At 60.2% G+C, this 21,460-nt stretch carries 15 protein-coding genes; 11 read left to right on the forward strand and 4 right to left on the reverse strand.

Features of this window, described 5'->3' with window-relative positions; genetic code table 11:
• The first annotated feature begins 4 nt into the window (after positions 1–4).
• Positions 5–1,168, forward strand: a complete 1,164-nt coding sequence (locus LVD11_RS04775; protein WP_237056873.1) for an acyl-CoA dehydrogenase family protein — start codon at positions 5–7, stop codon at positions 1,166–1,168.
• Between the two features lie 25 nt (positions 1,169–1,193).
• Here the strand turns inward: LVD11_RS04775 and LVD11_RS04780 are convergent, their stop codons facing one another.
• On the reverse strand, positions 1,194–2,672 hold the full coding sequence (locus LVD11_RS04780) for an alanine/glycine:cation symporter family protein (protein ID WP_237056875.1): 1,479 nt from the start codon (positions 2,670–2,672) through the stop codon (positions 1,194–1,196).
• A 192-nt stretch (positions 2,673–2,864) separates the two neighbouring features.
• Entirely contained in the window at positions 2,865–3,719 is an 855-nt protein-coding gene (locus tag LVD11_RS04785; RefSeq protein ID WP_237056877.1) for a beta-keto acid cleavage family enzyme, read from the reverse strand.
• A gap of 263 nt (positions 3,720–3,982) precedes the next feature.
• Here LVD11_RS04785 and LVD11_RS04790 point away from each other — a divergent pair, with 263 nt between their 5' ends.
• From LVD11_RS04790 to LVD11_RS04835, 10 genes are all read left to right on the forward strand, one after another.
• On the forward strand, positions 3,983–5,956 hold the full coding sequence (locus tag LVD11_RS04790; protein ID WP_237056879.1) for a S9 family peptidase: 1,974 nt from the start codon (positions 3,983–3,985) through the stop codon (positions 5,954–5,956).
• A 16-nt stretch (positions 5,957–5,972) separates the two neighbouring features.
• A complete protein-coding gene (gene greB, locus LVD11_RS04795) occupies positions 5,973–6,482 on the forward strand; it encodes a transcription elongation factor GreB (protein WP_237056889.1) in 510 nt (169 codons plus the stop codon).
• A 488-nt stretch (positions 6,483–6,970) separates the two neighbouring features.
• Positions 6,971–8,266: a zinc metalloprotease gene (locus tag LVD11_RS04800; protein WP_237056891.1), complete on the forward strand. Its 1,296-nt coding sequence runs from the start codon at positions 6,971–6,973 to the stop codon at positions 8,264–8,266.
• A 150-nt stretch (positions 8,267–8,416) separates the two neighbouring features.
• On the forward strand, positions 8,417–10,216 hold the full coding sequence (locus LVD11_RS04805) for a copper resistance system multicopper oxidase (protein WP_237056893.1): 1,800 nt from the start codon (positions 8,417–8,419) through the stop codon (positions 10,214–10,216).
• Between the two features lie 8 nt (positions 10,217–10,224).
• The gene (locus LVD11_RS04810) at positions 10,225–11,097 is read left to right on the forward strand and encodes a copper resistance protein B (RefSeq protein WP_237056895.1); all 873 of its coding nucleotides are present in this window, start codon (positions 10,225–10,227) and stop codon (positions 11,095–11,097) included.
• Between the two features lie 329 nt (positions 11,098–11,426).
• Positions 11,427–12,686 carry an MgtC/SapB family protein gene (locus LVD11_RS04815; RefSeq protein WP_237056897.1) on the forward strand — a complete coding sequence of 420 codons (1,260 nt, stop codon included), beginning with the start codon at positions 11,427–11,429 and terminating at the stop codon, positions 12,684–12,686.
• 67 nt (positions 12,687–12,753) lie between these two features.
• Positions 12,754–13,470, forward strand: coding sequence for an ABC transporter ATP-binding protein (locus tag LVD11_RS04820; RefSeq protein ID WP_237056899.1), 717 nt, complete (start codon positions 12,754–12,756; stop codon positions 13,468–13,470).
• A 31-nt stretch (positions 13,471–13,501) separates the two neighbouring features.
• Entirely contained in the window at positions 13,502–15,877 is a 2,376-nt protein-coding gene (locus LVD11_RS04825) for an ABC transporter permease (RefSeq protein WP_237056901.1), read from the forward strand.
• Position 15,878: 1 nt separating this feature from the next.
• Entirely contained in the window at positions 15,879–17,087 is a 1,209-nt protein-coding gene (locus LVD11_RS04830) for an efflux RND transporter periplasmic adaptor subunit (protein WP_237056903.1), read from the forward strand.
• Between the two features lie 79 nt (positions 17,088–17,166).
• Positions 17,167–17,994 carry an SDR family NAD(P)-dependent oxidoreductase gene (locus LVD11_RS04835; protein ID WP_237056905.1) on the forward strand — a complete coding sequence of 276 codons (828 nt, stop codon included), beginning with the start codon at positions 17,167–17,169 and terminating at the stop codon, positions 17,992–17,994.
• Positions 17,995–18,050: 56 nt separating this feature from the next.
• Here LVD11_RS04835 and LVD11_RS04840 read toward each other — a convergent pair whose 3' ends face one another.
• Both LVD11_RS04840 and LVD11_RS04845 read right to left on the reverse strand, forming a co-directional pair.
• Positions 18,051–19,730 carry an NAD-dependent malic enzyme gene (locus LVD11_RS04840; protein WP_237056907.1) on the reverse strand — a complete coding sequence of 560 codons (1,680 nt, stop codon included), beginning with the start codon at positions 19,728–19,730 and terminating at the stop codon, positions 18,051–18,053.
• A gap of 235 nt (positions 19,731–19,965) precedes the next feature.
• On the reverse strand, positions 19,966–21,078 hold the full coding sequence (locus LVD11_RS04845; protein WP_237056909.1) for a cation diffusion facilitator family transporter: 1,113 nt from the start codon (positions 21,076–21,078) through the stop codon (positions 19,966–19,968).
• Positions 21,079–21,460: the final 382 nt, after the last annotated feature.

Here is a 21,460-nt window from a genome sequence, read left to right on the forward strand (position 1 = left end):
CCGCGTGTTCGATATCGATTCCACCCGACTCCACAGCCCCTTCCGGACTGGCGAGCACCAGCAGTGGCGCGCTCAGCTGCGCCGCTTTGTAGACCGGGAGATCGCCCCCTTCATCGAGCAGTGGGATGAAGATGGCAGCCTGCCGGCTGACCTGTGGCCCAAGGCCGCAGGTATCGGCCTCCTGGCCCTGGGTTATCCGGAGCCCTACGGCGGCATCCCTGGGGATATTTTCCACACCATCGTTGCCGCGGAGGAACTCGCCCGATGCGGTGCCGGGGGACTCTACGCCAGCTTGATGGTGCACGGCATTGCCCTGCCACCCCTGGTCCACTACGGCGACGATGCCCTGAAAGAGGCAGTTATCCCCCCCGTACTGCGCGGCGAACGAAATATTTCCCTCGCAATCACGGAACCAGGTGCCGGCTCCGATGTGGCCAACCTCCAGTGCCGCGCAGCCCCCGATGGCGATGCCTATGTTGTTCGCGGGGAGAAAACATTTATCACCGGCGGCATGCGGGCAAACTGGTTCACCGCCGCTGTCCGTACCGGTGGCGAAGGCTTTGGCGGGATTTCGCTGCTGTTGATTCCCGCCGATGCGCCCGGGGTGGAGCGCCGGGCACTATCGCGCAAACAGGGCTGGTGGTGTTCCGATACAGCCAGCATTTTCTTTGATGGGGTCCGGGTTCCCCGTGAAAACCTGATCGGTGAAGAAAACGCGGGCTTCCTGCCGATCGTGCACAACTTTAATGGCGAGCGACTTGGCATCGCCGCCTCCTGCGTGGAGTACAGCCGCGTCTGCCTGCAGGAGGCGATCGAATGGGCACAGCAGCGCCGGACATTCGGCAAGCGGCTCGCCGATCACCAGGTGATCCGCCACAAGTTTGCCCAGATGCTGCAACGGATAAACGCCACTGCGGCCTACCTGGAACTATGCGCCGCAGCGGAACAGCGCGGGGAACTCGGAGTTGCCGATGTCTCCCTGTTGAAAGTACAGGCGACCGAGGTTATGGAGTTCTGTGCGCGGGAAGCCATGCAGGTGATGGGCGGTGCCGGTTATATGAGGGGCAGCCGCACCGAGCGGATTTACCGCGAAGTAAGGGTCAATGCAATAGGCGGTGGTTCCGAGGAAATCCTCCGCGACCTGGCGGCGCGGCAGATGGGCATCTGACGGTCAGCGGACAAGCGAAAGACAGTTACCAGCGATCTGCGTCCCACACATCATGCTCCACGCCCGGTATATTGTGCTTGCGCGCATCAAATATCGGCTGGTCAGTACCGCGCGCACGCTGCTCTTCATAGTCCGCCAGCACCCGGAATGCGACACCGGAAAGCAACAGCATCGCCAACAGGTTGGCGGAGGCCATAAAGCCCATGGACATATCGGCCATGTTCCACAACAGCGCAAAGTTATCGGAGCTGCCACTCGCCGCGACCCAGGCACCAAAGAGAATGAACAGGATATAGAGTGCCCGGTAGCAGAGAATGGAGGTGCGTGTGTGCCAGAGGTAGAAAATATTTGTTTCCGCGTAGTAGTAATTGGCAATGATGGAGGTAAAGGCGAAGAAGATCAGTGCAATGGCGATAAAGCCACCACCCCAGCTGCCCACCTCGCTCGCCAGCGCGTCCTGAGTCAGGGTGACGCCCTCGATGCTGCCCAGCACATGCACATCCGCCAGCAGGATAATGGCCGCCGTGGCCGTGCAGATCAATATGGTGTCCAGGAACACTGACGCCATCTGCACAAATCCCTGCACCGCCGGGTGCTTCACATCCGCAGCTGCACCCACATTCGGTGACGAGCCCATGCCTGCCTCGTTGGAGAACAGGCCACGCTTGATCCCATTGGCCACCACTGCGCCAAAGGCCCCGGCCCCGGCCTCCTGGAGACCAAAGGCATTGCGGGCAACCAGGCCAAGCACTGACGGCAGTTCAGCCAGGTTCATGGCAATCACCACGATCGCAACAGCCAGGTAGGCCAGCGCCATCACCGGCACGACCAGTCCGGCAAAGCGGCCGATGGTATGAATGCCCCCGAATACAATCAGTGCCGCTACCAGGGCCACGATCACACCCACCAGCAGCGCGTTTATCTCGAACGCGGCACTGATGGCCGAAGCCATTGCATTCGCCTGCACCGCATTGAAGAAAAACCCGAAACTGATCACCAGGAAAATGGAGAAGACCACAGCCAACCATTTCCACTGGCGCCCCAGGCCCTTCTCGATGTAGTAGGCCGGACCACCGCGAAAGGTGCCGTGCTCTTCCCCACGCTCTTTGTAGGTCTGCGCCAGGGTGTTCTCGACAAAGCTGGTGGCCATACCCACCAGTCCCACCAGCCACATCCACAGGACGGAGCCCGGGCCACCGGCGGTGATCGCCACCGCCACCCCGGCAATGTTGCCGGTGCCCACCCGGGCGGCGGCACTGGTGGCGAAAGCCTCGAATGAGGAAACCGAGTCATAGTGTTCACGGCGCAGGCTGCAGCGCATGACATGCAGCATGTGCCCGAATAAGCGAAACTGGACAAAGCGACTGCGGATCGTGAAGTAGAGTCCCGCCGGCAACAGCGCCGCAACCAGGATGCCCAGCCACCAGATCCCGCCGATCCCACCCCAGGCGAGGGAGTTGCCCCAGCCGATCACTGTCGACAGCGCATCCAGGAATGATTGCATCGGTCGCTCCCCTGACTGCCTCTACAGGAGCCGGGCACGATGACGGCCCGCTGATAGTGGCGGAAAAAACTTCACCTGAACTTAAGACTAGCTGAGCGACAGGTGAGCGGGACAACGGGAACAGACTGGCAGGTCCGGCCCCGGGTCAAGGGTGGGCGAAATACTCCCGGTCGAAGCAACGATAATCCGCGCCTACAGGAATATCTCCCGTGCGCGCGGCGGTGATACCACCTTGCGTCCCGCGTCCTCGGCCACCTTTACCAGCGCCTCGACCAGCTGGCCGTTGCCACTGGTGCGGGAACCGTCCGGGAGATAAAAGGTGTCTTCGACACCGCTCCGCAGGTGACCGCCCAACTCGGCCGTCTTGCGGTGCAACGCCCAGATTTCCTGGCGCCCGATCACTGTGGACTGCCACAGGGCGCCGTCATGCATGTAGCGCGGCAGCAGTTGCAACAGGTCCGGGTCAGCGGGCATGCCCGAGGCAACCCCCATCACCAGGTTGTAATTGGGCCGTTCCACCATGCCCACATCCCGGTACATGCCGACTGAACGCACAATGCCGACATCGAAGCACTCGAATTCCGGCCGGGTTCCGGTCTCGCGACAGACTTCCAGTAATTCCCCCACCTTTTCTACCGTGTTCTCAAACAGTATTGGCGGCCAGGCCCAGGTGCCATTCGAGCGGGCTTTCAGGTAATTCAGGCTGCCGGCATTGCAGGCGGCGATTTCAGGCTGCCCGGCACGAATACAATCCAGTGCGCCCTGCTGGTCGCGGCCGACAGTGCCAGTGCTGAAGTTGAGTATAACGCCGGGACAGGCATGGCGTATCGCTTCGGCGATGGCCACCGCAACCTTCGGGTCCCAGCTGGGCAGGTGCCCCGTGCCCGGCTCCTGGGAGCGAAAGTGCACGTGCATTACCGAGGCTCCCGCATCGAAAGCCTCCCGGGCCGACGCGGCCATCTCCTCCGGTGTTACCGGCACCGGGTGCTGCCGGGGGTCGGTGAGTACACCGGTCAGCGCGCAGGTAATGACGACTTCATCAGACATGGGCAGGACTCCTGAATTATCTTTATGGGAACCCGGGGCCCCGAATGGCACATACCGCCATCTGCGAAGGGCCTGACGCCATGCCGCGGGCCGGGATCCAGTGAGGTCCAAAACAAGCAACCAAGCAAACGCTTGGTTGGTCAGGCTATCACATGGCCGCAGGCTGGCAAAGCCGACTTGTGCGGGCTGCTGCAGCTCGGCAGAATGCGCGCCTTGAACTGTTATTTAGCGACAATACACAGCCCCATAACGGAGACCGACGCATGACTGAGCAGCCCGGCGGGACAACAAAGGCACCTTTTGGAAGCTGGAAATCCGCCGTTACCGCCGAACTGCTGGTAGAGGGGAGCGTCCGTTTGGGGGAAGCGAGCCTTGTGGATGGTCGTTACTACTGGCTGGAATCGCGCCCGGAGGAGAAGGGCCGCTCAGTGCTGGTCCAGTACTGCCCCACACACGGCAGGCGGGATATCACCCCTGCCCCACTCAGCGTACGCTCCAAGGCTCACGAATACGGCGGGGCCAGTTACCTGGTGGCCGACGACCAGGTCTATTTTGTGCTCGCCGCGGACCAGCGGGTGTACCGGATGCCACTCGAGGGGGGCGACGCGCAGCCCCTGACCCCGGGCGACCACAGCCGCTATGCCGATTTCTTCCTGGACCGCCAGCGCAATCGCCTGATCTGTATCCAGGAAGACTACAGGCCTTGCAACGACGGCGGTGAACCAGTCGCCCGCGTCGTGGCGATTGGCCTGGAGGACAATTGCACATCCCGCGAACCATCCATCCTCGTGCAGGGAGCGGATTTCTATTCCAACCCAAGCCTCAGCCCGGACGGACGCACTCTCTGTTTCCTGCGCTGGTTTCACCCCAATATGCCCTGGGACGGCACCGAGCTCTGCCTGAGCACACTGGATGAAAACGGTAGCCCCACAGAAACCGACGTGGTCGCCGGCGGTCCGGAGGAGTCAATTTTCCAGCCACAATGGTCCCCGGCGGGCGAACTCTTCTATGTTTCCGACCGGAGTGACTGGTGGAATATCTATCGCCGCGGTAAAGACAAGCCAGTGTGGGAAAAACAGGCCGAATTTGCCACGCCGCAGTGGGTGTTCGGGATGTCGACCTATGGTTTCCTGACCAGCGACCAGGTTCTTTGCACTTTTACCGAGGATGGCCGCTGGCGTCTGGCGCGGATCGACCTGAACAGTGGCAGCCATGAGTGCATCGAGCAGCCTTACAGTGATATAGAAAGTCTTCACTGTGAAAGCCACCGCGCTGTAATGATCGCTGCTTCCGCCAGCGAATTTCCCGCGGTGGTGGCGTTTGACAACCATGCCGGTTCACTGACGACCATCGCCCGCAGCCACAGCGCGGGCCTGCCGCCGGAAACCTTTTCCCTGGCGCAGGCAATCGAGTTTCCTGTGGGCGATCGCAATGTACATGCCTTCTATTACCCACCGCAGAATCCGGACTACCAGGCACCTGAAAGTGAATTACCTCCCCTGCTGGTATTGAGTCACGGCGGGCCCACGGGCGCCACTTCCGCTGGCCTCAACCTGAAAATCCAGTACTGGACCAGCCGCGGTTTTGCCGTGCTGGACGTAAACTATTCCGGAAGTACCGGTTACGGTCGCGCCTACCGCGAGCGCCTGAAAGCCGGGTGGGGTGTGCTTGATGTCGAGGATGTCTGTGCGGGGGCAGAATACCTGGTGGCCAAGGGCCTGGCCGACCCGGAGCGGCTACTGATAAAGGGCAGCAGTGCCGGTGGCTACACGGTACTGGCTGCCCTCACCTTCCACCATACTTTCAAGGCGGGTGCCAGCCTCTATGGTGTGGGCGACCTCACCACCCTCGCCCGAGACACTCACAAATTTGAATCGCGTTACCTGGATAAGCTGGTAGGCCCGTGGCCAAACGCGGCGGAGATTTATCGTGCGCGGTCTCCCATCAATCACGTGGAGCAGCTTGACTGTCCGGTAATTGTCTTCCAGGGCATGGAGGATAAAGTTGTCCCCCCCAACCAGGCAGAAGCCATGGTAAACGCACTGCGCCAACAGGGTATCCCCGTAGCCTATATAACCTTCGCCGAGGAGGGTCACGGGTTCCGGGCTGCCGATACGATAAAGCTTGCCCTCACCGCGGAGCTGGAATTCTACAGTCGTATATTCGGCTTTCCTCTGGCCGAGCCCGGGCCCGGTATCGAGATAGAGAACCTCGACAATAAGCCAGGCAATGGATAACAGGAGCTGACTAACAATGGGACGTTGGAGACCGCCGCGACCAAGGGGCTCGCGCTATATCACACCCGAGGGCGCCCGCCGCATGCGCGCCGAAGTCAAGTACCTGTGGGAAGAGGAGCGGCCACGGGTAACCAACGCCGTCAGCGAGGCCGCCAAGCTTGGCGACCGCTCGGAGAACGCGGACTATATCTATGGCAAGAAACGCCTGCGGGAAATCGACAGCCGCGTGCGCTTTCTCACCAAGCGCCTGGAGGAAATCACCGTGGTCGATCGAGTCCCCGAGGATCGCGACAGGGTTTTTTTCGGGGCCTGGGTCACCGTTGAGGATGACGAGGGTAATACCAGTACCTATCGCATCGTCGGGCCAGACGAGTTCAATGTAAAAGAGGGACTTATTTCCATGGACTCCCCGGTAGCCCGGGCACTCCTGGGCAAACGGCTGGACGATGAAGTGGACATCCGCATCGAGGAGCGCTGGGTAACCTATTACGTTCTGGAAATTCGCTATGAAGAGATTTCCGGCTGAGCGGCCGGAAATCCATCCGCTGAAGACAAGGCAATGCGGGTCTTGCACTGCCTTTCCCCCTCCCCTGAAAATTCCGCTGCCCTCATCGTAGAAAACACTGCCGGGATTGTAGCTGCGCCCTTTCCCGCAGCTGGCCAGCCAACCGTCCTGCACGGACAGTGCCGGGCAAATTGTTGCGCGACACGCTTCTTCAAATAAATTCTTCCAGCCTCCGCCAAGTGTTCATTTTTTAAACTCATCGCATGAGGGGTATGCAAATACGCGATCGATCCTGTATGATTTTGCGCCAATCCGGTCGCACTTCGCACATATGGGTGCGTGACTGGAAAAGCGCTGATTAAATTTTGCGCACCAATAAAAAAGAACAGGGAGTCAGGCATCGCCACAAGGCGACCATCAGGTCATTGAAGACTATCGGTGCACAGCGGAAATAAAACGCAGCGTGACACCGCAATATGTACAAAAAATAACCGCCAGATGTATTTCCAATGACCTCCGCCTGTTACCGCAAACTGCTATTGATCGCCTGCCTCTCGCTCTTAACCGCATGTAACGGCGGTGGTGGCGGTGATGATTCTTCCTCTACCCCGCCCGGCTCCAGCTCATCCAGCGACTCCGGGGACGGCGGTAACAGCACAGGCAGCAACAGTGGCTCCAGCTCCGGCGGTGGCAATGCCGCTGGCCTGCAGCCCGGTGAGTATGTCTCGGTCGGTAATTGTGTACCGTTTGAGGGCAGCGAAAATGCCGAACTGAAGATATTCTTCCTCAACCTCAACGACGCGCCCTACTTCGACGAGTTGGTCAACAACGCGGTCTACGAGCAGTTCCAGCAGATCCCGCCCTTCGACGAATATTTCAGTCACCTGGCGTTTTACCGCCTGGATATCGGCAATGGTGAGGACTTCAACTGCCAGGGCACCAACCAGGGACTTTCCGGGGGCGACCTCCTGCAGTGCGACGACGAGAAGATCCACCAGGAAATCACTGCCCAGTGCGACGTCAGCGATGTCCACGGATTGATCAAGGTGGTTTTCGCCGACTCCCCCAATGGCGGTTCAGCCGGCGAGGTGATTTACGTGGGAGCCGATTCCTCTGCGGACCTGGAAACAGTGCTGGCAAAACAGACCAATACCGTAATCCATGAGGTGGGGCACAACTTCGGCCTCGCTGACCTCTATGGTGGCGGCATCAACAAGAACGGGGATGCAGAAGAGGGCTGGCCCAGCGAGCGATCGCGGGAGTGGCGCAACCTGGACGGGCCGGGCTGCTCCAAGTGGTGTAACTCCTACAAGCCGGCCTCCGAATACACCCAGTCCGAGACTTCAGTCTGCCCCACCTTCACCAGCCGCGACCAGTGCGTGAGCCACAACCGACTGGAAGATGGCGACTGCACCAAGGATGAGAACGGTGTTTACCAGTGCTGCGCCTGGTCGGAAACAACGGATGATTACTTCGGCAGCAACTGCACCCCGGTCTGGGGCACCGAGGACATCGGCCTGGACTGCGAGGCGGGATCCGGCTGTTTTTACGGCGGAGCCTACGGCAACAACTCCTGGCGTCCGGTGAAGTCGTGGGAGGACAGCATTATGTATGGCCCCGATGACGCCGAGGTCTTCGACAGTGTCTCCGAGCGGGAACTGCGGAAAGCGCTGACCTGCTGTGCCACTTCCGAGGATGGCACGGCGGCCTGTGAGGAGTTTCGCGAAGAATACGTGGACTTCCTGGCAAACGAACAGCTCTGGAAAGAGCGCCTGGGATCCTGCGGTCTTGGTTCCAGCAGCTGAGCCCAGGCGCCCTGAATCAGGGGAGGCGCAAGCGGTGCAGGGAAGCGCGCGCTCCGCTAAGGTTTCCCGAGATCCCTAAAGTCGCGCAGTGCCCCATCCAGGCTTCGGGATAGGCTAGAGTTCCTGCATCTTGCCATCGGGAAGCAGGCCATGGATTCCAGGCGCAAATGCCCCCCTCCGACGGGTAGCTGTAGCCGGCGCACTTTTCTCCAGGGCCTGGGCGCCGGGCTTTTCACCACCGGCATCAATGCAGCCCTGCCGCTCGCGTCCTGGGCCCTGGCCTCCCCCCGCAACCTGCATGCCGGAATCGGCGATTACAGACCACAAAACTATTTTGACCTGGCTTTCCGGTATACCCGGCTGGGCATTGACGGTCGCAGTGGTACAGCTACTGCCATCAACGGCACTGTCCCCGGGCCGCTGATCCGCTGGCGGGAGGGGGAAACGGTGACCATGGATGTCACCAATCACCTCGACGACACTCCACACGCCTCTATTCACTGGCACGGCATACTGGTGCCTTTCCGGATGGATGGCGTGCCCGGGGTAAACTTCAACGGCATCCAACCCGGGGAGACCTATCGCTACCGGTTCCGGGTCGTGCAGGCAGGAACCTACTGGTACCACAGCCACTCGCGCTTCCAGGAGCAGACCGGCTCTTATGGGCCGCTGGTGATCGACCCGCGCGACGGAGAACCATTCCACTATGACCGGGATCATGTGATTGTTCTCTCGGATTGGGCGTTTACCGACCCCGAGACACTGTTCCGTAATATCAACCTGAATCCCGAAAACTACATCTACTACAAGCGCACCGTCTTCGATTACCTGCAGGATGTGCGGGAAAAGGGCTTCGCCGACGCAAATGCGGAACTGCTGCCATTCCGCAGGATGAACATGAGCCCGCGGGATCTCTCCAACGTCACAGGCTATATCTACACATACCTGATGAACGGGCACTCGCCGGACATGAACTGGAGCGGCCGGTTCCTGCCCGGCGAGACCGTGCGCCTGAGAGTGATCAATGCCTCGGCGATGAGCAACTTTGACGTGCGTATCCCCGGTCTCGACATGGAGGTGGTGATGGTCGACGGCAAAGCGGTCAAGCCGGTGCCGTGCCACGAATTCCGCATCGGCGTCGCCGAAACCTACGACATACTGATCAGGCCACGCGAGGCACGGGCTTATACCCTGTTCGCCGAATCACTCGACCGCAGCGGCTACGCCCGCGGCACCCTGGCGCCCGCGCCGGGTATGACAGCACCGGTGCCGGCGTTACGGCCCGTACCGGATCGCAAGCTGGAAGATATCGGCATGGGCATGATGAAAGGCCGGTACTTCGGTGGCATGACGGACACCATGAAGGAAAAGCTGCGCCGCAAGCGGCTACAGATGCAGGATCCCTCCATACCCGGCCCCAATGGACCCATGCCGTTCCTTCCCGACCGGAAAAACCCCAACGTGGCCATGGCGGTAATGGATCCCCAGCACCGGCTCGGTGAGCCGGGCGTGGGCCTGGGCCAGGATGGCTGGAGGGTGCTCACATACCAGGACCTGGTCTCCGCGGAGCCACAGCCCTACAAGGTTGCTGTCGACCGCGAGATGACCATCAATATCACCGCCAATATGGAGCGGTTTATTTTCTCCCTCGATGGGAAAAAGTTCACTGAACAGGATGGCCCCTACCTTTTCCGGCATAACGAGCGACTTCGCCTGTTCATGGTAAACCATACGATGATGGAACACCCGATGCACCTGCACGGCATGTGGATGCAACTGGAGAACGGTGCCGCTCACGAGGAAATTCCCTACAAGCACACCATCCTGATCAAGCCCGGCGAGGTACTGTCTGTCCTGATCACGCCCATCGAAAAAGGGGACTGGGCCTTCCACTGCCACCTGCTCTATCACATGGAGGCGGGCATGTTCCAGGTTGTGCGCGTCGCCTGAGGAATCCCATGCAAACAATACCTGTCCTGCTCGTGCATGCCATATTGCTATTGCCTCCGGTGGCTGATGCCAGGGAGGCCGTACCGGCAGATGTCCCTGTACAGGCCTCTGAAGACGGTACCGAACCGAAACCTGAGTATTACCGGAGTCCTCCCCTGCCCCCGGAGCCGGGACAGCAGATACGTAAGATCGCCGAAGATGCCCCCGGCAAGCCACAGGAGAATTTCGGTGTAATCCCCATCCATGACAACCAGAAATTTTTCCGGGTATTAGGCAAGCGACTCGAATACCAGCGGGACAGTGATACCGAAAAACAGCTATGGGAAATCGATGCCTGGTATGGTGGTGACCACAACAAACTGTATCTGGAGTCTGAAGGAGAGCGCGAAGCCGGCGGCAAAACCGAGTCGGCACAGCTGGAGGTTTTCTGGAACCACGCCATCCGTCCTTTCTGGGACTTCCAACTCGGCGTGCGACACGATTTCAATCCCGGCGAAAGCCGCTCATTTCTCGCCACAGGACTCCAGGGCATGTCTCCCTACGGCTTTGAAACCGACCTGACCGGCTATATCAGTGAGGATGGCGATGTCTCCTGGCGGCTGGAGATAGAACAGGGCTTCCATTTCAGCCAGCGGCTGGTGCTGGAGCCACGCCTGGAGACGGAATTTTCCTTTTCCGATGTTCCCACCAGCAAGGTTGGCGACGGCTTTACCGGCATCGAGCTGGGCATGCGCCTGCGTTACATGATTACACCGAAATTCGCGCCCTACCTGGGCGTATCCTGGGAACGGAAGTTCGGGGAGACCGCCGACCTGGTTGAGGCGGGAGGGGAAGGCAGTGAGTTTACATTCGCGGTGATCGGAGTGCGCTTCTGGTTCTGACCCTCGCCCCCTGCGCAGGGCCGGGTGACCCGGGGATGGCACGAAACCGGCGTTTATTACCGTGCCATCCTGCCTCTGCTGCGCGCTCAACCAATGGCGGGCCATCCCGGCCCCGGGGCCAGGGACTATAGTGAAAGATGGATTTCCCCGTGACAGAGTCGCGGCGTCAGGATGGCGCGAAAGGGGATCCCGCCAATAGATTCGCGACCGCCGGTCATATGAATTATCCGGCACGATAAAGCCAATAAATGGACGCCGACTTGCAAGGACTCCCGGACTCGCCTGGACAGCCACAAATCCATTCCGCTACCGGAGACGCGTCCGGTGCCATGGCCTACGTCGACCTGGAAAGTGCCATCGCGTTCGGCATCGCGCTCAGCCTCGGGTTACTGGTGGGCCTGCAGCGGGAGCGTACCACGGACCGCATCGGCGGTATCCGGACTTTTCCACTGATCGCACTGTTTGGCGCCCTCACGGGACGCATTGGAGAAGTCCACCAGGTGTTCTGGCTCGTGCCGGCAGGGTTGCTCAGCGTGACCATCATTTTGATTCTTGGCAATATTGAGCGCCTGCGCGGGGAAGAAGAAACCAGCGGCATCACCACGGAAATCACCGCACTGATGATTTACCTGGTTGGCGCCTATGTGATGGTTGGAGAGAAATCCATCGCCGTCGTGGTTGGCGGCACCGTTGCCATTCTGCTGCACCTGAAACCGAGCATGCATGCCTTTGCCCGCCACCTGCCGGAGAAGGACCTGCGCGCGATCATGCAGTTTGCCCTGATTTCGCTGATCATCCTGCCGATCCTCCCCAATAAGACCTTCGGCCCTTACGAGGTGCTGAATCCTTTCAAGATCTGGCTGCTCGTGGTACTGATTGTGGGCATCGGTCTCGGTGGTTATGGCGCCTACAAGATCGTTGGGGCCCGTACGGGAACCCTGCTCAGTGGCCTGATCGGCGGCCTGATTTCCTCAACCGCCACCACGGTCAGCTACGCACGCCGTGCCCGCAACCAGCCCGGGTTGATCCACCTGGCAGCCCTTGTGATCCTGATCGCCTCCACCAGTATGTTCCTGCGGATGTTTGTGGAGATTGCCGTGGTGGCTCCACGCATGGCGCTCTACCTGATCCCGCCGCTCGCGGTAATGCTACTGGTGAGCCTTACAGTATGCGGCCTGGGTTACCTCCGGGTAGGCACCCGCGATGATGTCATGCCCGAGCAGACCAACCCGGCGGAGCTGACCCCGGCACTGGTATTCGGCCTGCTTTACGCGCTGGTTTTGCTGGCGGTCGCAGCGGCCAAGGACTATTTCGGCAACCAGGGAATCTATGTGGTGGCACTGATTTCGGGTTTCACCGACGTCGATGCCATCACGCTGTCCACTGCCAATCTCGCCGGTCAGGGCAAACTCGATGCCGCCACCGCCTGGCGCTCCATGATTATCGCCACACTGGCCAACCTGGTTTTCAAGGCCGGCGCTGCCGGAGCCCTGGGCGGCTGGGCGCTGTTCAGGTATTTGCTTCTACTGTTTGCGCTGCCCTTCGTTGCGGGCATCTCGGTGATCCTGCTCTGGCCCACTGGGGCCTGAATGCGGGCCCGGGCGCAGGCGGCACACCGGCCTGGGGATACAGGGAGTAGCTTCAATGGAAAGTGAGGTGACGACCAGCACGACCGCGGCATTTCGTGCCGAAGGGCTCACCAAAGTCTACGGCACCGGCGAGGCTACGGTCTACGCCCTGCGCGGCGTCGACCTTGAGGTGCCTCCCGGGGAAATGGTGGTGTTGCTGGGCCCCTCCGGCAGCGGCAAATCCACCCTCCTGAATATCCTCGGCGGTCTGGATTCGCCGACTTCAGGGCGTGTCTTCTTTGGTACCCGCGAGCTGACCGCATTTGATGATCGTCACCTCACACTCTTCCGGCGGGAGCACGTCGGGTTCGTTTTCCAGTTTTACAACCTGATCCCCAGCCTCACGGCCCGGGAGAATGTGGGGCTGGTGACAGAAATTGCACGGCAACCCATGCCACCGGAAGAGGCCCTGGGACTGGTCGGCCTGGAGCAGCGCATGGACCACTTCCCGGCGCAACTGTCCGGGGGAGAGCAGCAGCGGGTGGCTATCGCCCGTGCCATTGCCAAGCAACCCAATGTCCTCTTCTGCGACGAACCCACCGGCGCCCTCGACAGCACCACGGGCATCGTGGTGCTGGAAGCCATCGCCCGCGTCAACCGGGAGCTGAATACCACCACTATGATCATTACCCATAACGCCGGCATTGCCGCCATGGCCAACCGGGTACTGTATATGGCGGACGGGCAGATCCAGAAAATCGAGCGCAACCCGACTCCCTGTGCGCCGGACCAGCTGAGCTGGTGACCCCTGCTTGGAACCGCAAAACGGATTGACGATGATCAAATTGTTGAGACCGCTGAACCGCAAACTGCTACGGGATCTCTGGGCCATAAAGGGACAGGCGCTGGCTATCGCAGTGGTAATCGGTTGCGGTGTCGGCATGTACCTGATGTCACGGGGTATGTTGCTGTCGCTGGCAGAAACCCGTGCAGCCTATTACGAACGCTACCGGTTCGCCGATGTCATCGCCCCGGTCAAGCGTGCGCCTGAGGCACTGCTGGAGGAAATCAGCGCCCTGCCCGGCGTCCGCCGCGCGGAGACCCGTATCCGTGCGGGCGTGATTCTGGACGTGGAGGGCTCCAGCGCGCCGATTACCGGCGAAATACAGTCGCTGCCAGTGATTCCAACCCCCCATATCAACGACATCGTCCTGCGGCGCGGACGCTACCCGGACCCGCAGCATGAAGAGGAAGTACTGGCGCTCGACGCCTTTACCGAGGCCCATGAACTGGGACCCGGGGACCATATTTACGCGATTCTCAATGGTACCCGCAAACGGCTGACCATCAGCGGGATCGTGCTGTCCCCCGAATATATTTATGCAATTTCGCCCGGTGAAATCGTGCCGGACAAGAAGCGCTTTGGCGTGCTCTGGATGAACCGGGATGCCCTGGCCAACGCCTTCGATCTGGACGGTGCCTTTAACGAGGCCGTACTCCTCACCTCCGCCAGCAGTAGCGAGGATGCACTGATCGAGCGACTGGACAGCCTGCTGAAGCGTTACGGCGCCACGGGCGCCTACGGCCGCGACCAGCAGATCTCGGACCAGTTTCTCACCAACGAGATCAAGCAACTGGAAACCATCGGCCGTATCCTGCCGCCGATTTTCCTGCTGGTGGCCACCTTCCTGCTCAATGTAGTCGTCGGCCGGCTGATCGATACCGAACGGGAGCAGATAGGCCTGCTGAAAGCTTTCGGGTATACCGACCGGGCGGTGGCGACACATTACCTGAAGATGATCGGCGTGATCGTCGTAGTCGGCATCCTTATCGGGGTTGCGCTGGGAACCTGGCTGGGGCGCGGTCTGGCCAACATGTACCAGGATTTTTTCAAATTCCCATTCCTGCTCTTCCGCGCCCCGCTCCAGGTTTACCTGGTGGCCATCGGCATAAGCCTGCTGGTGGCGGTGGCTGGCACCTTTTCATCGGTACGCAGGGTCATGCGGCTCCATCCCGCCGTGGCCATGATTCCCCCACCGCCGCCGGACTACAGCCGGTCCGCCCGCTGGATTGAACACCTGTCAGGTTGGATTGACCAGCCCACGCGCATGGTCCTTCGGCACCTGTATCGCTGGCCTCGACGGGCAGCAATGGCTTTGCTGGGGATTGCCATGTCCATGGGCCTGCTGATCGGGGCGAGTTTCTCCATGGATGCCATGATGTACATGGTGGATATCAGCTTCAACGTGATTGACCGGCAGGATGTGACCGTGAACTTTTTTGATCCCCGCAATGATCGCGCTATATACGATGTGCTGCATGCGCCGGGAGTGATTACCGCAGAACCTTTCCGTGCCATTCCGGTGGTATTGCGCAATGGCCCGCGGATGCGCCGGGAGAGCATTGTCGGCCTGTCGCCCGGTGCAGAACTGAGCCGGGTTGTCAATACGAACCTGCAGCCGGTGCCGCTACCGCCCCAGGGTATTGTCCTGTCCGATAAACTCGCACAGCTGCTGCAGGTAGGTCCAGGGGAATTGCTGCGGGTGGAGGTGCGGACCGGGCGTCGCCCGGAACTGGATATCCCGGTCAGCGGTGTCGTAAAAACCTACATGGGCACGGCGGCCTACATGGACCTGGATCACCTCAACGAACTACTCAGGGAAGACACTGCCATTAATGGTACCTATCTGCTGGTGGACCCACAGAAAACCGATGCCCTGTACCGGGAACTGAAAAACACCCCACTGGTTGCCGGTGTCAGCTTGCAGGAGGAGGCACAGAATGCATTTTATGAAACCCTGCAGGACAGTCTGGGGACATTTGTATTTTTCAATACACTCTTTGCCGGGTTGATCGCCGTGGGCGTGGTTTACAACAATGCGCGTATTTCGCTGTCCGAAAGGGGCCGGGAACTTGCCAGCCTCCGGGTGCTGGGCCTGACCCGCGGTGAAATCTCCTACATCCTGCTGGCGGAACTGGCGTTCCTTACACTCCTCGCACTGCCACTGGGTGCCATGCTTGGCTACCTGCTTGCGGCAACACTGGTAAAGTCCTTTGACACCGAGTTATTTCGTATCCCGCTGGTAATCTCACCTTCCACTTACGGCTACGCCGCACTGGTGGTGCTGCTGGCCGCAATCGGCTCGGGGTTGCTGGTACGCCGTCGCATTGACACCCTGGACCTGGTTGCGGTCCTCAAGACCAGGGAGTGATATGCGCGCGAGAATCCTGCGTCGGCTTGTATTCATCGGGCTGCTCGTTGGCCTGGGGCTTTTCTTTGCCTATGCGTTCCTCCCCAAGCCGGTTCCCGTCGACTTCACCCATGTCACCCGGGGCCCAATGGAGGTCTATGTGCGCGACGAGGGCTACACACGGGTCAAGGATGTGTTTGTCGTCTCCGCACCCGTGACGGGTTACCTGCTGCGAATAGAAAGTGAAGTCGGGGACATGGTGAGCGCCAACGAGAGCGAGCTGGCCCAGCTACTGCCCACCCACCCGCAATTCCTCGACGAGCGCACCCGAAACCAGGCTGCGGCCGCGGTGCGCAGCGCCGAGTCAGCGCTGGAGCTTGCCCGCGCTGAGCTGCGGGACGCACAGGCGCAACTCAGGTTTGCCCGGGCGGACGCCCGTCGGGCCCGCGCGCTGATCCGGAAAGACCATATCTCACGGGTGGAGCTGGAACGTATCGAGCTGGCCCTCGACAGCGCAAAGGCCGCGGTGGATACCGCAGAGGCCGCAGAAAAGGTACGCCTGAGCGAGCTGGAAAGCGCTCGCGCCGCCCTGATCGAACCCGGGCAGGGCAAGCCCGTCAGCCCGGAAGATGTAGTGACGGTGAAGGCCCCGGTCAGTGGCCGGGTGCTCCAGGTACGCCAGGAGAGCGAAAACGTGGTCAATGCCGGCACCCCCCTACTGGAGATCGGCAACCCCGCGCAGCTGGAGATAGTGGTCGACCTGCTATCCCGGGATGCTGTGCAGGTCGAGGCAGGAGACTATGTGCGCCTGACCAGCTGGGGGGGCGAGAAGCCCCTGAACGGCAGCGTCCGGCTGGTAGAGCCATTCGGGTTTACCAAGATCTCCGCCCTGGGCATCGAGGAGCAGCGTGTCAATGTGATCATCGATTTTACCGATCCGCGGGAAGTCTGGCAGCGCCTCGGGCACGGTTACCGGGTGGATGCGGCGGTGCGAATCTGGCGCGGCGATGACATCCTGCAGGTGCCCACCGGTGCCCTGTTCCGCTACCAGGGAGATTGGGTGGTGTTCCGGGTAAGCAACGGACGCGCCGAACGTGTGCCCGTTGAGATCGGCCACAACAATGGCCAGGAGGCCGAGGTTCTCGCCGGCCTCACCGACGGCGAGACGCTGGTGCTGCACCCCAGTGAACGGATCGAGGACGGCGTGGAAATCGAACCCCGGCACCTGTAGGCCCCTGTCAACCCTGCCCTGATTGCCCAGCCACGCGCCCTGTGACAGACTTGTCGGGCCAGCGTTGAGGAGAACAATAATGATCAACTGGACTCATGCTGTAATCACCGGGGCCGGTAGCGGTCTCGGCCTGGGTATTACCCTGCGCCTGCTACGCAGGGGAACCAATGTTTCAGTGCTCGACGTGCACCTGCCAGACAAGGCCCGGGAGCAACTGGAGGATGCTGCCAAACAGGGCGACAACCGGTGGCAGTTTTTCGAAGCGGATGTCACCGCGCCGGCTGGCCTGTGCAGCGCGGTGGAACAGGCCGTGGCCGCATTTGGCAGCCCGGGAATCGCCCTTAACTCTGCTGGCATTGTCCTCAACAGGGCCTTCCCGGACCTCTCCACGGAAGAATTCCATCGCGTGGTAGAAGTAAACCTGAACGGCAGTTTCCACTTTGCCAAAGCCGTCCTGCCACACATGAAACCGGGATCGCGCCTGGCCCTGGTGGCCTCCCTGGCGGGCCTGACCAGTAATTATGGCTACGCCGCCTATGGGGCATCAAAATTTGGCGTGGTGGGCCTGGCAACGACCCTGCGGTTCGAGTACCAACCCCTGGGTATCGGCGTCAGCTGTATCTGCCCGGCCGAGGTGCGCACGCCGATGGTGGAAAAGGAAAAGCTGGACGGCAACCGGATATCGATGGAATTACGCAAGGTTGCCGGCTCCCTGGACGTGGATACTGCCTGTGACGAAATCCTGGCTGGGCTGGACCGGGGCAAATGGCAGATTATCCCAGGCATACGCGGCAAACTCACCGCGTTCGCGAACCGGGTGTTCCCGCGACTGTTTTACCGGATATGCAGCCTGGTGCTGGTGCGGGTGTTGCGCAGGCAATCCCTGGCGCTGCAGAAATCGGGTTAGCGGTAAGAGAGGTTCCCTTTAGGAGCGGCCCATGGCCACTCCTAAAGGGCGATTTGTCAGAATGAGCGCCGACGGTACTTGCGGTAACCCGGGTACCAGAAATTGCGCTCGATAGAGGCGCTGAGCTTCTCCTCACTCACGACCGGTGCCACGCCGTCTTCCTGGGCCTGCTGGCCCACCTTCAGTGCGATATATTTGGTGATCTCTCGAATATCGGACAGGGACGGCAGCAACGCGCCCTCACCGGTTTTCACCACCGGTGCATTTTCGGCCAGGGCATTGGAGGCCGCCATCAGCATGCCGTCGGTCACCCGGGAAGCACCCGCGGCGACAACACCGAGGCCGATCCCGGGAAAGATATAGACATTATTGCACTGGGCAATACGATAAGTATCGCCTTCAAGCTCTACCGGCTCGAAGGGGCTGCCGGTCGCCACCATGGCCTCGGCGCGTGTCCAGCTGAGGATCTCCCTGGGTGTGGCCTCGGCCCGCGAAGTGGGGTTGGACAGGGGTAGCACCAGCGGCCGCGGGCAGCCGGCATGCATTGCCTCAATCACCTCCTGGGTAAACAGGCCGCCCTGGCCAGACACGCCGATCATGATGGTAGGCTTGGTCTCTTGTACCAGTTGCAGCAGGTCCCAGTCGCTCACTCCCGGGTACCTGGCCGGATCCTGTGCCAGGCGCGCCTGGAAAGTGTGCAGCCCCTTCATGTCACTGGTCACCAGTCCATAGCGATCAAACATCAGCAGGTGTTCCCGGGCTTCGGCCTCACTGGTGCCCTCCTCCACCATCGCCTTGACAATCTGCTCGGCGATCCCACAGCCGGCGGAGCCGGCCCCCACCACCAGCACGCGCTGGTCGCTCAACTTTTCCTGCTTCGCCTTGCAGGCTGCCAGCACCGTTCCCAGGCAGACCGCCGCCGTGCCCTGGATATCGTCGTTGAAACAACACAGCTCGTCGCGATACTTCTCCAGCAACGGCATGGCGTTGGTCTGGGCGAAGTCCTCGAACTGCACCAGTACCTTCGGCCAGCGACGCTTACAGGCCGCAATAAACTCGGCCACGAACTCGTCGTACTCCTCCTGGGACACACGCTCGTGACGCCAGCCCATATACATGGGGTCATTCAGCAGGGTGCGGTTGTTGGTCCCGACATCCAGTGTCACCGGCAGGGTGTAAGCCGGGCTGATGCCACCGCAGGCGGTATAGAGGGACAACTTGCCGATGGGGATGCCCATGCCGCCAATACCCTGGTCACCCAGGCCCAGGATCCGTTCACCGTCGGTGACCACTATCACCTTTACGTTGTCCTTGGTTGCACTGCGCAGGATATCGTCCATATGCTCCCGGTCCGGGTAGGACACAAAGAGCCCGCGGTGATTGCGGTAGATATTGGAAAACTCCTCACAGGCCTTACCGACCGTGGGCGTATAGATGATCGGCAGCATCTCTTCGATGTGCTCTTCGATCAGGCGGAAAAACAGGGTTTCGTTGTCATCCTGGATGGCGCGGAGATAAATATGCCGTTCCAGGTCGGAATTGCACTGTTCGTACTGGCGGTATGCGCGGCGTGCCTGCTCTTCGATCGTTTCCACATTATTGGGGAGCAGCCCTACCAGGTTGAACTCAAGGCGCTCTTTCAGGGTAAAGGCACTGCCCTTGTTCAACAGGGGCATTTCCAGCAGGGAGGGACCGGCATGGGGAATATAGAGGGGGCGTTTATCTTCGTTGGTCATCGTTTCTTCGTTTCTTCTGGATATATCGCATCGACACCGGCAACCAGCTGCCAGCGGTAAGCAATCGTTGCCCGGAATTCTGGGGGCCGTGACCCCGCTACACAGCAGGTTCACGCGCAGCAAAACCGACATGAACCGGAGCCCGATTTTGGTCACATAAGTGCCTGTTTTTCCCGGCAAAAAACGGGAACACAGTGCACATCCACCGCGCGGGCGGGAGCCTACCGTGAGGCGCTCAAGATAACAACTCCTGAGGCTTATCCAGCTGCGATTCCGCAGCAATCCCCTCTACTTCCACCGTCAGATGAAAAACCTGCGGACAACGCGCTTTCAGCTCCGCCTCAAGTTCATCGATCACGCGCTCGGTGCGCTCGAGGGTAGCCTGGATTACAGCGCGGGTCTCGGCATATTCCCGCACCGCCTCTGTGCGCCGATCCTCAGGCACCCGTTCCAGCAGGGCCCGCTCATGGGCCCGGATGCGCTCACGCATATCCGCCACCAGTACCTCTTCGCGCAATTCCACCTCCGCCACCACCACCACATGGGTCTCATCCACGATCACAGAGCGCAGGTCATGGAAGCGCTCTATGTCCCGGCGGGCCCTGCAGATCTCGGCAAAGGCGCGCTCCGCATCCAGGTCACGGATGCTGGTCAGGAAGCGCATATTGATCGCACCGAGGAAGATCGCGGTCAATCCCAGCATCGCGGCAATCGCCACTGAGAACCAGATATCCCAGATCTTGTTACCAGTCACCTGAGCCAACCCGATACCGGTTGCGGCGAGGATGACACCCGTTACCGCAATGCTGTCTTCCAGCAGTACTGCAATCAGGGTCGGGTCGTCTGCCTGTCGCAGGAAGCGAAACGGGTTGCGCGCACCAGCGGCGCGCATCTGCGTGCGAAACTCTTTCCCCGCGACCCACAGCACGTAACCTTCCAGCACCAGTGCGATCAACAACACCACCCCCGAGATCCAGATCGGCGCAATCTCCACGCCCAGCAGGTTGACCACTGTTGGACGTTCGACCGTATGCAACTGGTGATAGGCATGCCAGGCATGCGCCAGGCCAAGGCCACAGCCAATCGAGAACAGGCCGATAGCACTCCAAAGGTTCCAGAGGTACTTCTTCTGGCCGTGGCCAAAAGCATAGGTTTCATCTGCAGGCTGGCCGCCCCGCAAAAGGCCGATCATCAGGAACACCTGGTTCAGGGTATCCATCAGGCTGTGCACAGCCTCATTCATCATGGCCGCCGAATGTGTGGCTAGAGCTGCCATGCCTTTCATAACCGTAATAATGCCGTTGACGAATATGGCGTAGAAAACCGCTTTTTTTGAGCCTTGTGCCATAACTTTCCGGTGCCCCTGGCTGGAGAGTCGAGTAGTTAGCAGAATAGGCAATAACGAGGCTTATCGGGTTAAAGTGCAGGTTTGACACTTAAACTGATTTGCTGATCGATGTATTTCAAACAAGAGTGACAGCCAAACAAACCCTTTATTACCACTGTCGATTTTTCTGACCGCCTATGAGTGGGGACAAGGACAGAGAAACCACGGTGAGCAAGGCCGAGCGGTCTTACGTGGCCATCACACCCCAGTTTTTTCACCTATTCCCGGTCCGGCAGCAATGTTATGACCTGACCATGAACAACTTCACTGAGCGCGCACGGACCATGATGAGCATCAGCCAGTCTGAAAACCCACGTGAAATACCCGTCGCGCAAGCTACAGA

The sequence above is a fragment of the Microbulbifer sediminum genome (assembly GCF_021729035.1).
GTDB lineage: Bacteria > Pseudomonadota > Gammaproteobacteria > Pseudomonadales > Cellvibrionaceae > Microbulbifer > Microbulbifer sediminum.